16 protein-coding genes are annotated in these 13,527 nt (G+C 59.6%); 7 read left to right on the top strand and 9 right to left on the bottom strand.

Annotated features, from left to right (window positions below):
• Window positions 1–54 precede the first annotated feature (54 nt).
• Window positions 55–771 carry a ribonuclease PH gene (gene rph, locus ACJ8KE_RS22945; protein WP_025160305.1) on the top strand — a complete coding sequence of 239 codons (717 nt, stop codon included), beginning with the start codon at window positions 55–57 and terminating at the stop codon, window positions 769–771.
• 96 nt (window positions 772–867) lie between these two features.
• Window positions 868–1,509 (top strand): orotate phosphoribosyltransferase, encoded by a 642-nt coding sequence (gene pyrE, locus ACJ8KE_RS22940; RefSeq protein WP_004931204.1) that lies wholly within the window; start codon window positions 868–870, stop codon window positions 1,507–1,509.
• A gap of 31 nt (window positions 1,510–1,540) precedes the next feature.
• Here pyrE and slmA read toward each other — a convergent pair whose 3' ends face one another.
• The 3 genes from slmA to coaBC all read right to left on the bottom strand — a co-directional run bounded on the left by slmA (window position 1,541) and on the right by coaBC (window position 4,041).
• The gene (gene slmA / locus ACJ8KE_RS22935; protein ID WP_025304700.1) at window positions 1,541–2,137 is read right to left on the bottom strand and encodes a nucleoid occlusion factor SlmA; all 597 of its coding nucleotides are present in this window, start codon (window positions 2,135–2,137) and stop codon (window positions 1,541–1,543) included.
• A gap of 250 nt (window positions 2,138–2,387) precedes the next feature.
• Window positions 2,388–2,846: a dUTP diphosphatase gene (dut, locus tag ACJ8KE_RS22930; protein ID WP_016929680.1), complete on the bottom strand. Its 459-nt coding sequence runs from the start codon at window positions 2,844–2,846 to the stop codon at window positions 2,388–2,390.
• Entirely contained in the window at window positions 2,824–4,041 is a 1,218-nt protein-coding gene (coaBC, locus tag ACJ8KE_RS22925) for a bifunctional phosphopantothenoylcysteine decarboxylase/phosphopantothenate--cysteine ligase CoaBC (RefSeq protein ID WP_079450593.1), read from the bottom strand. Before coaBC ends, dut begins: the two co-directional genes overlap by 23 nt.
• Window positions 4,042–4,224: 183 nt before the next feature.
• Between coaBC and radC the strand changes: the two genes are divergently transcribed.
• The 4 genes from radC to mutM all read left to right on the top strand — a co-directional run bounded on the left by radC (window position 4,225) and on the right by mutM (window position 6,483).
• On the top strand, window positions 4,225–4,908 hold the full coding sequence (gene radC / locus ACJ8KE_RS22920; protein WP_016929682.1) for a RadC family protein: 684 nt from the start codon (window positions 4,225–4,227) through the stop codon (window positions 4,906–4,908).
• A gap of 262 nt (window positions 4,909–5,170) precedes the next feature.
• Entirely contained in the window at window positions 5,171–5,407 is a 237-nt protein-coding gene (rpmB, locus tag ACJ8KE_RS22915) for a 50S ribosomal protein L28 (RefSeq protein WP_004931195.1), read from the top strand.
• 11 nt (window positions 5,408–5,418) lie between these two features.
• The gene (rpmG, locus tag ACJ8KE_RS22910; RefSeq protein ID WP_002442576.1) at window positions 5,419–5,586 is read left to right on the top strand and encodes a 50S ribosomal protein L33; all 168 of its coding nucleotides are present in this window, start codon (window positions 5,419–5,421) and stop codon (window positions 5,584–5,586) included.
• A gap of 81 nt (window positions 5,587–5,667) precedes the next feature.
• Entirely contained in the window at window positions 5,668–6,483 is an 816-nt protein-coding gene (mutM, locus tag ACJ8KE_RS22905; RefSeq protein WP_028128080.1) for a bifunctional DNA-formamidopyrimidine glycosylase/DNA-(apurinic or apyrimidinic site) lyase, read from the top strand.
• A 3-nt stretch (window positions 6,484–6,486) separates the two neighbouring features.
• On the opposite strand, the gene coaD is transcribed toward mutM, so the two are convergent.
• From coaD to waaA, 3 genes are read right to left on the bottom strand one after another with little or no spacing between them, the layout of a single operon-like run.
• A complete protein-coding gene (gene coaD / locus ACJ8KE_RS22900) occupies window positions 6,487–6,972 on the bottom strand; it encodes a pantetheine-phosphate adenylyltransferase (protein WP_004931181.1) in 486 nt (161 codons plus the stop codon).
• 3 nt (window positions 6,973–6,975) lie between these two features.
• Complete coding sequence (locus ACJ8KE_RS22895) at window positions 6,976–7,749, bottom strand: glycosyltransferase family 2 protein (protein ID WP_016929684.1); 774 nt, start codon at window positions 7,747–7,749, stop codon at window positions 6,976–6,978.
• A complete protein-coding gene (gene waaA / locus ACJ8KE_RS22890) occupies window positions 7,750–9,027 on the bottom strand; it encodes a lipid IV(A) 3-deoxy-D-manno-octulosonic acid transferase (protein ID WP_016929685.1) in 1,278 nt (425 codons plus the stop codon). It lies immediately after the preceding gene.
• A 125-nt stretch (window positions 9,028–9,152) separates the two neighbouring features.
• Between waaA and ACJ8KE_RS22885 the strand changes: the two genes are divergently transcribed.
• Window positions 9,153–10,166, top strand: coding sequence for a glycosyltransferase family 9 protein (locus ACJ8KE_RS22885; RefSeq protein ID WP_016929686.1), 1,014 nt, complete (start codon window positions 9,153–9,155; stop codon window positions 10,164–10,166).
• 44 nt (window positions 10,167–10,210) lie between these two features.
• Here the strand turns inward: ACJ8KE_RS22885 and ACJ8KE_RS22880 are convergent, their stop codons facing one another.
• From ACJ8KE_RS22880 to rfaQ, 3 genes are read right to left on the bottom strand one after another with little or no spacing between them, the layout of a single operon-like run.
• Entirely contained in the window at window positions 10,211–11,311 is a 1,101-nt protein-coding gene (locus ACJ8KE_RS22880; RefSeq protein WP_016929687.1) for a glycosyltransferase, read from the bottom strand.
• Window positions 11,312–11,313: 2 nt separating this feature from the next.
• Window positions 11,314–12,441 (bottom strand): glycosyltransferase family 4 protein, encoded by a 1,128-nt coding sequence (locus ACJ8KE_RS22875; RefSeq protein WP_016929688.1) that lies wholly within the window; start codon window positions 12,439–12,441, stop codon window positions 11,314–11,316.
• Window positions 12,438–13,520, bottom strand: a complete 1,083-nt coding sequence (rfaQ, locus tag ACJ8KE_RS22870; protein ID WP_049299568.1) for a putative lipopolysaccharide heptosyltransferase III — start codon at window positions 13,518–13,520, stop codon at window positions 12,438–12,440. Before rfaQ ends, ACJ8KE_RS22875 begins: the two co-directional genes overlap by 4 nt.
• Between the last annotated feature and the right edge of the window lie 7 nt (window positions 13,521–13,527).

Here is a 13,527-nt window from a genome sequence, read left to right as displayed (position 1 = left end):
CACGAAGCCCGTATAATGCGCAGCCAATAGTTGATTTGAAGCCGGAGAGAGCCCATGCGTCCTGCAGGCAGAGCACCACAGCAAGTTCGCCCCTTGACACTGACCCGTCACTATACCAAACACGCTGAAGGTTCAGTGCTGGTTGAGTTTGGCGATACCAAAGTCTTGTGCACCGCCACGGTAGAAGAGGGCGTTCCGCGCTTCCTGAAAGGCCAGGGGCAAGGTTGGATCACCGCCGAGTACGGCATGCTGCCGCGCTCCACCCACAGCCGCAACGCCCGTGAAGCCGCCAAAGGCAAACAGGGTGGCCGCACGCTGGAGATCCAGCGCCTGATCGCTCGCTCGCTGCGCGCCGCGGTGGATCTGAAAAAGCTCGGTGAATTCACCATCACCCTCGACTGCGACGTACTGCAGGCCGACGGCGGCACCCGCACCGCTTCCATCTCCGGCGCCTGCGTGGCGCTGGCCGACGCGCTGAACACGCTGGTGGCCAACGGCAAGCTGAAAGCCAATCCGATGAAGGGCATGGTGGCGGCGGTTTCCGTCGGCATCGTCAATGGCGAAGCGCTGTGCGATCTGGAGTATGTGGAAGATTCCGCGGCGGAAACCGACATGAACGTAGTGATGATGGAAGACGGCCGCATGATTGAAGTGCAGGGCACCGCCGAAGGCGAGCCGTTCAGCCACGATGAGCTGTTGGCGCTGTTGGCGCTGGCCCGAGGGGGCATCGAAACCATCTTCCAGGCGCAGAAAGCGGCGCTGGCGGACTGATTTTTCAAGGCGACTGAGAAGTCGCCTTTTTTATGCCCGGCGATCGGGCGGCAGTAATGACAAGACCCAAGCAGATTCAGACGAGGAGAAGCAGTAATGAAAGCCTATCAGCGCCAGTTTATCGAGTTCGCGCTTAACAAGCAGGTATTGAAATTCGGCGAGTTCACCCTGAAATCCGGCCGCACCAGCCCGTATTTCTTCAACGCCGGCCTGTTTAATACCGGGCGCGATCTTGCGCTGTTGGGGCGCTTCTACGCTGAAGCCCTGATGGATTCCGGCATCGATTTCGATCTGCTGTTTGGCCCGGCCTATAAAGGCATTCCTATCGCCACCACCACGGCGGTGGCGCTGGCGGAACACCATGAGCGCGACGTGCCTTACTGCTTTAACCGCAAGGAGGCCAAGACTCACGGCGAAGGCGGTTCGCTGGTGGGCAGCCCGCTGCAGGGGCGCGTGATGCTGGTGGACGATGTGATCACCGCCGGCACCGCGATCCGCGAGTCGATGGAAATCATCGGTGCCAGCGGCGCTTCGCTGGCGGGCGTGCTGATCTCCCTCGACCGTCAGGAACGCGGCCGCGCGGATATCTCCGCCATTCAGGAAGTGGAACGCGACTATCACTGCAAGGTGATTTCAATCGTCACGCTGAAGGATCTGATCGCCTATCTGGAAGAGAAACCGGAGATGGCGGACCACCTGGCGGCGGTACGCGCTTACCGCGAGCAGTACGGGGTATAAATAACAACGCCGGGCATGCCCGGCGTGTTCGTTATTGCAGCTGTGCCGCCAACAGCGGCCAGCGGGCGTCGAATTCCTGTGTGGGGCGATAGCGGAATTCCGAACGCACATAGCGCGACAACATGCCTTCGCAGAAGGCCAGCAACTGGCTGGCCAACAGCGTTTCATCGACGATAAAGCCTTTGCCTTCGCGCAATTTGCGCTCTTTCAGCACCTGACGCAGCTGCGCCTCGATGCGTTCGAACAGCTGGTTGATGCGGCCCTGCAGGCGATCCTGTTCAAACATCAGCGCGTGGCCGGTCATGATGCGCGTCAGCCCCGGGTTGCGTTCCGCAAAGCCCAGAATCAGCAGTAAAATCAGGCGCAGACGATTGAACGTCTCTTTCTCGTCCTGCAAGATCAGGTTGATGCGGGTGATCAGGCTGTCTTCGATAAACTCGATCAGACTGTCGAACATCCGTGTCTTGCTGGGGAAATGCCGGTACAGCGCAGCTTCAGAAACACCCACGTTTGCGGCGAGCTTGGCGGTGGTGATGCGTTGGCTGCCGTCGCTGGATTCCAGCATCTGGGCTAACGCCTGCAATATTTCCTCGCGCCGATTCCTTTTCGTATTTTCTTTTTCTGCCATGTCTGATTAGACCCTTGCTAAAACTTAACTGACGGAAACCCGGGCACCGGCCGCTGCAGAGCAGGCTCTGTGCGGCTTATGTGATAGCTTTTTTACGATGCTGGGGTCAGCGGCCTTAACGGCCTTTTTCCGCGCTGCCTGGTGTGCGCTGCAATTGTCGCGGTAAAACCTTGCCGCAGAGACATCCCTCTCCCCGGAAAGCAAGGTTCAGGCGACGTTTCCCTGCCGGCCCTCGTGCATTGGGTGGCGCTTAGTGGCGCCCCGAGTGGCCGAAGCCGCCTTCGCCGCGTTCGCTGCTGTCGAACTCTTCTACCAGGTTGAATTCGGCCTGCACCACCGGCACGAAGACCATCTGCGCGATGCGTTCGCCCGGCTCGATGGTGAAGTGCTTCTGGCCGCGGTTCCAAACGGACACCATCAGCTGGCCCTGATAATCGGAGTCGATCAGGCCGACCAGGTTGCCCAGCACGACGCCGTGCTTATGGCCGAGGCCTGAGCGCGGCAGGATCACCGCCGCCAGGCCGGCGTCGGCGATGTGGATCGCGAGGCCGGTAGGCAGCAGCGTGGTTTCACCCGGCGCCAGCTCTACCGCGCTATCCAGGCAGGCGCGCAGGTCGAGACCGGCGGAGCCCGGCGTAGCGTAGGTCGGTAGCGGGAAATCCTGACCGATGCGCGGGTCGAGGATCTTAACGTCGATTTTTTTCATCATAACGGCTGACTATCTCGTCTATTAAACGTTGGCCAAGGAGTGCCTTGTCGCTCAGCGCCAGGCGCTTTTCTCCATCCTGCCAAAAAAGGTGCAGGGCATTGGTGTCGCTGTTGAACCCGTGCTCTGCAAGCGAAACATCGTTAGCGCAAATCAAATCCAGCTTCTTACGCGCCAGTTTTTGCCGCGCGTATTCTTCCACATTCTGGGTTTCGGCGGCAAACCCCACGACAAACGGTCGATTTTTGGTCATCGCCGCCACGCCGGCGACGATATCGGGGTTTTTTACCATCTTGAGGACGATTTCATCACCCTGTTTTTTTATTTTTTCATCGGCGATCCGCTCGGGACGGTAGTCAGCCACGGCGGCGCAGGAGATGAAAATCTGCTGCTGCGCGGCGCGCTGTTGCACCGCCTGTTCCATCTCCAGCGCGCTGGTGACGTCCACGCGGGTGACCGATGGCGGCGTCGGCAGGCTCACCGGCCCGGCGATCAGCGTCACCTGCGCGCCGCGGGCGGCGGCGGCGCGGGCGATGGCGAAACCCATTTTGCCGGAGCTGTGATTGCTGATGAAACGCACCGGATCCAGCGCTTCGCGCGTTGGGCCGGCGGTGATCATAACCTGCAAATGTTGCAGATCCTGCGGGGCGGAGAAATGACCGTTCGCCAGCTCGACGATGTCCAGCGGATCCAGCATGCGGCCCGGGCCTACGTCGCCGCAGGCCTGGCTGCCGCTGTCCGGCCCCCAGAGCAGCATGCCGCGCGCCTGCAGCGTTTGCAGGTTGGCCTGCGTGGCGGCGGCGCGATACATCTGCTGGTTCATGGCGGGGGCGGCGGCGATAGGGGCGTCGGTCGCCAGGCAGACGGTCGTCAACAGATCGTTGGCCATGCCGGCGGCGACGCGCGCCAGCAGATCGGCGGTTGCCGGCGCCAGAATCACCAGATCCGCCCATTTGCCGAGTTCGATGTGGCCCATGGCGGCTTCGGCGGCGGGATCCAACAGATCGTCGGACACCGGGTGGCCGGAAACGGCCTGCAGCGTCAGCGGCGTAATGAACGCCTTGGCGGCGTGGGTCATCACCACGCGCACTTCTGCGCCCCTGTCGCGCAGGCGGCGCACCAGCTCTGGGCATTTGTAGGCGGCGATGCCGCCGCTGATGCCAAGCACAATATGTTTGCCGGAAAGTCCCGTCATCATCATTGTCCGATTGAAAGCCGAAAGATGCGCCATTTTAGCATATCCGCCGTTCAGGTGAGTGATTCCGCAATGGCTGCAGGGCGTTACATTGTGCTTTGCGAAACACTTCGCAATGTTATCAAACACCTGTCGAACGCGCCGGGCGGCGCGTGGCATGCTGTAGCCCTTTCAGGGAGGAACACGATGAGCAACCCGACTGTGGCGTGCTGGCCGGGCGCGCTGGCGCCGCGTGAAAAGCTGTTGATGCAGGGGGCCGCGGCGCTGTCCGACGCGGAGCTGTTGGCCATTTTCTTGCGCACCGGGTTGCCCGGCGTGCACGTGATGCAGCTGGCGGAGCAGCTGCTGCGCCGGTTCGGCTCGCTTTACCACCTGATGTCGGCCGATCATCAGGCGTTTTGCAGTCAAAAAGGCCTGGGCGACGCCAGCTATACGCAGCTGCAGGCGATTGCCGAGCTGGCGCTGCGCTTCTTTTCCAGCCATTTGTCGCAGGAAAACGCCATGCTCAATCCGCGCGTCACCCAGCATTATCTGCAAAGCCTGCTGGCGCATCGCGAGCGAGAGGTCTTTTTGGTATTGTTTTTAGACAATCAGCACCGGGTTATTCGCCATCAGGAGATGTTTGCTGGTACCATCAGCAGCGTCGTCGTCTACCCGAGAGAAATTGTGCGTGAAGCGTTGAAGGCTAATGCCGCCGCGCTGATTCTCGCGCATAATCACCCTTCGGGTAAGGCTGAACCCAGTCATGCCGACCGTTTAATAACGGAACAGGTGGTGAAAGCCTGTCAGTTATTGGAGATCCGAGTGCTTGATCATTTGGTGATCGGTCGGGGTGAATGCGTCTCTTTTGCCGAGCGCGGATGGCTTTAAGCGATTTTTTCGCGATCCTTGTGGGATCTTTAGCTGTTCGGGACTTGAGCACTTACGCTTCAGAGCGTATACTACGCCACCTTTGAGAATCTTGGGTTTGGCGCAAGAGCCTATCTCAGCAGGTTTCTGACCTGATGTGTGGTTTCTACCTGATGACGAGAGTCTCCTCAGTATGAAGTTTGCTGAGATGGGCTCTAAAAGCCTGACGAGGCGGCCATACCCTATACGAAGCTCGAGCTGATTTGATTTTTGGAGAATAGACATGTCCCGAGTCTGCCAAGTTACTGGCAAGCGCCCGGTGAGCGGTAACAACCGTTCCCACGCAATGAACGCGACCAAACGCCGTTTTCTGCCTAACCTGCACTCACACCGTTTTTGGGTTGAGGCTGAGAAGCGCTTTGTAACTCTGCGTGTATCTGCTAAAGGTATGCGTGTTATCGATAAGAAGGGTATTGAGACGGTTCTGGCCGATCTGCGTGCCCGTGGTGAGAAGTATTAAGGAACTGAATCATGGCTAAAGGTGTTCGCGAGAAGATCAAGCTGGTTTCTTCTGCTGGTACTGGTCACTTCTATACCACCACGAAGAACAAGCGTACTAAGCCGGAAAAATTGGAACTGAAGAAATTCGATCCAGTTGTCCGTCAGCACGTAGTATACAAAGAAGCTAAAATTAAATAATTTTAGTGGATTAATGAAAAACCCGGCCTTGGCCGGGTTTTTTGTTTTATAAAGGGTAGAAAACGTCGGAGGGGAAGCCAGATGCCTGAATTACCGGAAGTTGAGACGAGCAGACGCGGTATAGAGCCTTATCTTGTCGGCCACAGCATTCAGTATGCGGTGGTGCGCAACGCGCGCCTGCGCTGGCCGGTTTCCGAACAGATCCTGACGCTGAGCGATCGGCCGGTGCTCAGCGTGCAGCGCCGGGCCAAATACCTGCTGATCGAGCTGGAGAACGGTTGGATTATCGTGCACCTGGGCATGTCGGGCAGCCTGCGAATGCTGCGCGAGGAAAACGAAGACGAGGCCGGCAAACACGACCACGTCGATCTGGTGATCAGCAACGGCATGATCCTGCGCTATACCGATCCGCGCCGTTTCGGCGCCTGGCTGTGGTGCGAAGACCTGGCGACCAGCAGCGTGTTGGCGCATCTGGGGCCGGAACCGCTGAGCGAAGCGTTCAACGGCGACTACCTGTATGAAAAATCACGCAATAAGCGCACGCTGATCAAACCGTGGCTGATGGATAACAAGCTGGTGGTCGGCGTCGGTAACATTTACGCCAGCGAATCGCTGTTCAGCGCCGGGATCCTGCCCGATCGTCCGGCGGGCTCGTTGAGCAAAGCCGAAGCGGAACTGCTGGCGAAGACCATCAAGGCGGTGTTGCAGCGCTCTATCGAGCAGGGTGGCACGACATTGCGCGACTTTTTGCAGTCGGACGGCAAACCGGGGTATTTCGCGCAGGAGTTGCAGGTTTACGGGCGGGCGGGAGAACCTTGCCGCGCGTGCGGCACGCCGATCGAATCCGCCAAGCACGGGCAGCGCAGCACCTTCTTTTGCCGGCGCTGCCAGCGCTGAGCATCACTCGGCGGCGAGCTTCGCCATCAGCGCTTGCGTCACCACATCAGGCAGGAAAGGCGCAATATCGCCGCCGTGACGCGCGACCTCCTTCACCAGTGAGGAGGAGATGAACGACCACTCTTCTGAAGGCATCAGGAACACGCTTTCCAGCGTCGGCATCAAATGGCGGTTCATGTTCGCCAGCTGCAGTTCGTATTCAAAGTCAGACACCGCACGCAGGCCGCGCACCAGGATGTTGGCATTCTGGTGAGCGGCAAAATGCGCCATCAGCTCGCTGAAGCCCAGTACTTCCACATTGTCCAGATGCGAGGTGACCTGCGTCGCCAACGCCACGCGCTCATCCAGGCTAAACAGCGGCTTTTTGCTTGGGCTGGCGGCGATGGCCAGAATCACGTGATCGAACATCAGCGACGCGCGCGTCACTAAATCCAGGTGGCCGTTGGTCATGGGATCGAACGTCCCGGGATAGATGGCTTTGCTGGTCATGATTCACTTCTCTGAGTAGTTGCGGCCCAATGCCCATAATGCGGCATATTTATTGAAGGTATATTGCGCGTTGACCACCGCCAACAGCAACCCCTGTTTGCCATCCAGGAAGCCGGCGCGCAGCAGCCAGGTTTTGACGAAGGCGCCGAGTGTGTGGGTCAGGATAGACAGATAGCCGCAACGCTTGCCGGCTCGATGACGCTGTGTGGCCCACTCTTCGGCATAGCGCAGCTGTTTGCGCTGGAAGGCGAAGAAGTCGCGGCAGGTCAGGTGTAGCATATCGCCGCTGAGGGGGATGACTTTAGCGTCGCCGATGTTCAGCGACTCGTGCACCAGATCGTCGTTATAGCGATAGCGTGGGTTGGCGTACAGGCGGTTGACGCGGTCGGGATACCAGCCGCTGTGGCGCATGAAGCGGCCAAGGAACAGGTTGCGCCGCGCACAGCTGTAGACGGCGCCGTCGTCCGGTGCGTTCAACACCCGTTCGATGGATTGCCGCAGTTCGGGCGTGACGCGTTCGTCGGCGTCGATCATCAAAACGTAGTCATGGCTGGCGTAGCTTTGCGCCAGCTGACGCTGCTTGCCGAATCCTTGCCAGTCGGTGTGCGTGAAGACTTTGGCGCCCAGGCTTTCGGCGACGGCGACGCTGTCGTCCTCGCTGCCGGAGTCCAGCACGATGATTTCATCGGCCCACTCGACCGAGCGCAGACAGTCCGGCAACAGCCCGGCTTCATTTTTGGCGATCATCACCACCGACAGGCTTTTGCGGCTGCTCATTCAGTGGCTCCGGGGCGGCAGATGCGGTTCAAGCAGCTGCAGCAGGCGCTGCAACGCTCCCTGATTCTGATACAGCACTTCCACCGCATGGCGGCCGTAGTAGCGACGGTAATCTTCGTCAGTCAACAGGGTTTCCACTTCCTTCACCAGCGAATCCACGTCGGCCACGGTGATCAGGCCTTCGGCCTGCGAGAGCTTGGCGCAGATGTCTTTAAAGTTGAAGGTATGCGGGCCCATCAGCACCGGGATGGCGTGCGCGGCGGCTTCCAGCGGGTTGTGCCCGCCGCGTTCCACCAGGCTGCCGCCGACAAAGGCCAGATCGGCGATGCCGTACAGCAGCATCAGTTCGCCCATGGTATCGCCGATCACCACTTGGGTGCTGCCAGACGGGATTTCGCCGCTGCTGCGCAGGGTGTAGCTGAAGCCGGCTTTCTGCACCAGCTCCTTGGCGGTCGGGAAGCGTTCCGGGTGACGCGGCACCAGGATCAGCAGCAGGTCGGGGTGTTTTTCCAGCAGCTTGCGGTGCGCTTCCAGCAGGATGGTTTCTTCACCGTCATGGGTGCTGGTGGCGATCCACACCGGGCGGCGCGGCGCCCATTGGCGGCGCAGCGTAACGGCGCGGGCGGCCAGTTCCGGGGTGACGGAGATATCGAATTTCAGGCTGCCGGTTACGGCCAGCTGCGAGCGTTTCAGGCCCAGTTCGATAAACCGATCGCCGTCTTCCTGGTTCTGTGCGGCGATCAGCGTAATGCGGCGCAGCATATCGCGCATGAATCCGCCAATTTTCTTATAGCCGGCGGCGGAGCGGGCCGACAGGCGCGCATTGGCGATCACCAGGGGGATTTGCCGCTGATGCAGCGCGTTGATCAGGTTAGGCCACAGCTCGGTTTCCATGATGATCACCAGCTTGGGATTCACCTGGTCGAGGAAGCGGTTCATGGAACCGGGCAGATCGTAGGGCAGATAGACATGATGCACGTCTTTGCCGAAAGCGGACTGGACGCGTTCTGAACCTGTAGGGGTCATTGTGGTCACAGTTATCGGCAAAGCGGGGTAACGGTGGCGCAGCGCCCGCACCAGCGGGATGGCCGCCAGCGTTTCGCCGACGGAGACGGAATGCAGCATGATGCCGCCCGGCACGACTTTCCCGGCGCAGAAGCCATAGCGTTCCGCCCAGCGTTTACGGTAGGCTGGAGCTTTGCGGCTGCGCAGCAGTAAGCGGAGCCAGATCAGGGGTTGGATGAGGTAGAGTAGTACCTGATATAAACGCAGCAACATTCTATCAATTTCATTTATATGGGTTATTCGGAATAGTACCATAACTGGAAGGGAAAGGCGCTAATTTGGTAACCTTGGGTGTCAGTTTCAGACAACCGGCGAGCGATTTCGCCGATAGGCTCGGAATGAAGAATATTTTAATTATTCGCCGCGACAACATCGGCGATCTTGTTTGCACCACGCCTCTGATTGAAGGGGTGAAAATTGCCTATCCAGACGCAAAAGTTTATCTGCTGATCAATAAAGTCAGCCAGGACGTTGTTAAAAACAACCCTCATCTCGAGAAAGTCTTTGTCTATAAAAAGGCCAAGCACAAGGCGAAAAATGAAACGACGTTGGGCGTTTATTTCGAACGTCTGATGATCTTCCTGAAGCTGCGCAAAATAAAGTTCGATGCGGTCATTCTGGCCAACCCGGTGCCATGCAAATACAGCCTGCGTTTAGCGAAAATGGCCGGCGCCACCCATATCATCGGCGCCGATCTGGGCACGAAAGATATTCATCGCCCGTTCCGCAAGGACGATTTCCGCGGCCTCCATCAGGTCGAACACACCTACAGCTATTTATCGGCGATCACCGATCAATCCATTCCGATCCCGCCGGTGCGGGTATTCCTGACGCCTGAAGAGCGGCAATTGGCGGCGCAGCGGCTGCAGGAACGTCTGCCGTCGGTCGAACGGGTATGCGCCGTGCATATCAGCAGCCGCAGCCCGAAAAGACGCTGGCCGGTTGAACGCTATGCCGAAATCATCAACCGTCTGACCGCCGATCCCCACACCGGCGTGCTGATCTTTTGGTCGCCGCAGGGCACGCTGGCGCCGGACGACGTCGGCGATCAGCAGCGCGCCGAACAGCTGCTGGCGCTGTGCCAAAACGAACGCGTCGCGCTTTATCCGACGGCGTCGGTGCGCGAGCTGTTGGGCGGGTTTGATTTATGCGACCGGGTGCTGTGCAGCGACGGTGGGCAGATGCATCTTGCCGCTGCGTTGAATAAGGACATGGTGGTGTTCTTTGGCGATACCGATAAAACGTCCTGGCATCCATGGACCGGCCGTCATCATATTTTGCAGAGCGAGTCGGGGCACTGTGAAGATGTTTCTGTCGATGAGGTTTGGCAGAAAATGCAGGCGCTCAACTAACGAAGAAAATAAGGCAGGCATCCCCTGCCTTATTTATTTTTTTATTATTTTTCTTTCAGCTCAATATATTGATGGCAAATAGGCTCAAGCCCGTAGCTCAGCAATTGCTGTTGATTTATCTGTGGCGGGTTGGCGTAAATTTCCGCCATTTTTTCTGCCAGCGACGCTTCGTTTAATTCCGCCAACGCGTTAGCCATGCCGGCTTTTTCCAGAATTTCCGCAGGGCCGCCCGGACAGCGGGTGCTGACCACCGGCGTGTCGCACAACAGCGATTCTACCAGCACATTGCCAAACCCTTCGCTATCGGAACTGAGCACCAACAGCGAGGCATGGCGGATAAACGGATAGGGATTGGTCTGGAAACCGAGGAACAGCACGCGCTCTGCGATGCCCAAGTCTGCCGCCAGACGCTTGACCTCGGCGACGCGGGCGTCATCCCCGGTGCCGATCAAGGCCAGCGGCGCCTGAATGCCGGAGAGCGCATAGGCTTTCAGCAGGCGGTCATGCCGCTTGGTGGCGTGAAAGCGGCCGACGTGCACCAGATAGTCCTGGCCGGCCAGTTCGCAAGGCGCCGCCGCCTGTTGCCGGATGGCGTCGAGGTCGAACGGATTGTTGATGACCGCCAGGCGGCGCGGGCGGATCGGCAAGTTCCGCTGCAGATCGTCGCCGACCGCCTGTGAAACGGCGACGATATTTCTCCCCTGGTAAACGTTGGCGATTTTGCGTTGCTTCAGCCAGCGATCCAGACCCTTGCGGTGGCCGAGGTAGGAGGTGGAGAGAATGCCGTGAATGCAGAACCACAGACGGTCCGAAGCCAGCCGCTTGCTGCGGCTGACGATGCGATCGGTTTTATGCAGGTTGGAGAACACCAGATCGAACGCGCCGCGTTGGCGCTCGTGTTCGGCTATCGCGCGATCCAGCTCGGCGGCGCGGCGCGGCAGCTCGGTCAGCTTGCGCCAGGGGGCACGGCTGCGATCGGCTACCACCTGATAATCAATGCCTGACGGGATAGGGTAATTGCAGACGTCGCGCAGCGAGATCAGACTGACGTCATGCCCCTGTTGCTGCATGCCCTGACACAGGGTCAGCACCACTTTTTCCGCGCCGCCGCCCGGCAGACCATCGATGATCATCAGAATACGCATAGCTAATCCAGTAACCGGTTATAGAGGGAAATGAGCTGTTCGGACAGATGCGCCGGCGTAGCCGTCATAATGCGCAATCTCGCCGCTTCGCCCATGGATGAGCCCAGCGCCTGGCGCGGCAGTGCCCGAATAGCCTCCGTGATGGCCGGTACATCGAGCGCGTCGGTCACGAAGCCGTTCTGGCCTGGGGTGATAAACTCGGCGCCGCCGCAGGTGGTGCTGGTGATAACCGGCAGGCCGCATGACATGGCTTCCAGAATCACATTCGGGAATGGATCGTACAGCGTCGGCAGCAGCAGCGCGTCCGCGGCCTGATAGAACGGCAGGGTCTGCTTCTGCACGCCCATAAAGTGAATGCGATCGCCGCAGCCCAGCGACTGCGCCAGCGCCCGATAGCGTTTTTCGGCTTTGTCTTTACCGACCACCAGGAGGTGGCTGTCGGTCGCTGCCACGGCGCGGATGGCGGCGGCCAGCCCTTTGCGCTCAAAGCCGGAGCCGACGAAGATCAGGCAGTGCGCCTGTTGCGGGATCTGATATTGCTCGCGCAGACGTTGACGCTGGGCCTCGTCGGCGGGCGGGAATTTTTGATTGTCGATGGCGTTATAGATCACCGTGATCTTGTCGGCGGGCACGCCAAAGTCGGCGATGATTTCCTGCTTGATCATCTCGGCGTTGCAGATGACGGCTTTCAGCTCGGGCGCGGCGTACATGGCGCGTTCGGCGCACATCACATAGCGGTGATAGCGATTGGAGAACAGCCACTTGCGGCGCCATTCCGGCAGCAGCCGCGCGCGTTGCAGCAGCCAGCGGCGGTGTACGCCGTCGCCGGCGCGATAGATGTCGCAGCCGGGAATGCGCTCGTGGCTTTGCACCAGATCGAAGCGCTCTTTCTGCCACAGCGCTCTGGCCGCCACGGCGAAGCCCCGTTCGCGGCTGATGCGGCCGAGCTTTAATGGATTGCACAGGTGGATATGCCAGTTGGGATTGGCGTCACCCTGCCATTCGCGAGTGATGACGTTCAGATCGAGATCCTGTTGCTCCAGCGCTTCCAGGGCGCGGGAAACGAAACGTTCGGCTCCGCCGTCCGGGCGGTATTTTTGGCGAACGATCGCCAAACGAAATGCTTTCATGCCAGCGTGCTCCGCGCGGCTGCAATCACCGCGTCTGTAGGAATAAGGTCGAGATACCGTTCGTCGGTGCCGGTATCGATGGCGTCCGGATCGGGCAGTTCGCCGAAGTCGCCGGCCCAGATCACGGCGCCGGTAGCTTGCCACGGCCGCCAGAAAGTCAGCTTGGAAGGGCCGAACAGCGCCACGCACGGCGTTTGCAGCGCGGCGGCCATGTGCATAGGCACTGAATCCACGCCGATAAACAGTTTGGCGTGGTCGATCAGGGCGGCCAGTTGGCGCAGCGTCAGCTGGCCGGCCAACGAGATCACACCCTGTGGCGGGCAGAGCGCCAAAATGCGCTCGACCATGGCTTGTTCTCTGGCGTCGGGGCCGGAGGTGATCACCAACTGGTGGCCGTCGGCCTGCAAGGCGGTGAGGGTGGCGGCCATTTTCTCTTCGCTCCAGCATTTGAAGAACCAGCGCGAGGTGGGCTGCACCACAATATAACCGCCGGCGACGCCCTGTTTCTGCAACCGTTGCTCACAAGCCTGCCAATCCTGCGGATCGTAACTCATGGTCACATGTTCATTGAGCGCGGGCAGGTTCAGCGGCGCCAGCAGCGAAAGATTCTGTTCGACGGTATGCAGGTGGGCGTGATTGTCGACCGGCACCAGCTGCGTATGGCAATGGCGCCACAGGAAGCCGCGGCGTTTGGGGAAATCGAAGCCCAGACGGATACGCGCACCGGTCAGGCGCGTGAGGATGGCGCTGCGCCACTGATCGGCCAGGTTGACCACCAGATCGTAGCGTTGCGCCTTCAGGCGACGCAGCAGCGCCAGTTCGTGCCCCAGATGCGCGCGGGCGCCCTGTTTTTTCCATTGACGGTCGATGGCGAACAGCGTCGACAGTTCCGGATTACTGGCCAGCATCTCCTGCGTTTCCTGATACAGCAGCACATCGATCTGCGCCTGCGGGTAGTTTTGCCGCAGGCTGCTGATGACCGGCGTGACCAGCAGCATATCGCCGTGATGGCGCAGTTTTATGATCAAAATACGCTGTACGGATGGGGCGGAAGTTGGGGCTGGCGCGTCGTTCATCATGGGTCGC

Origin of the sequence: Serratia sp. CY56464 (assembly GCF_052168435.1) — a bacterium.
Lineage (GTDB): Bacteria > Pseudomonadota > Gammaproteobacteria > Enterobacterales > Enterobacteriaceae > Serratia > Serratia marcescens.
Note: the sequence above shows the minus strand (reverse complement) of the source record. Positions and strands in the feature narration are given on the sequence as shown.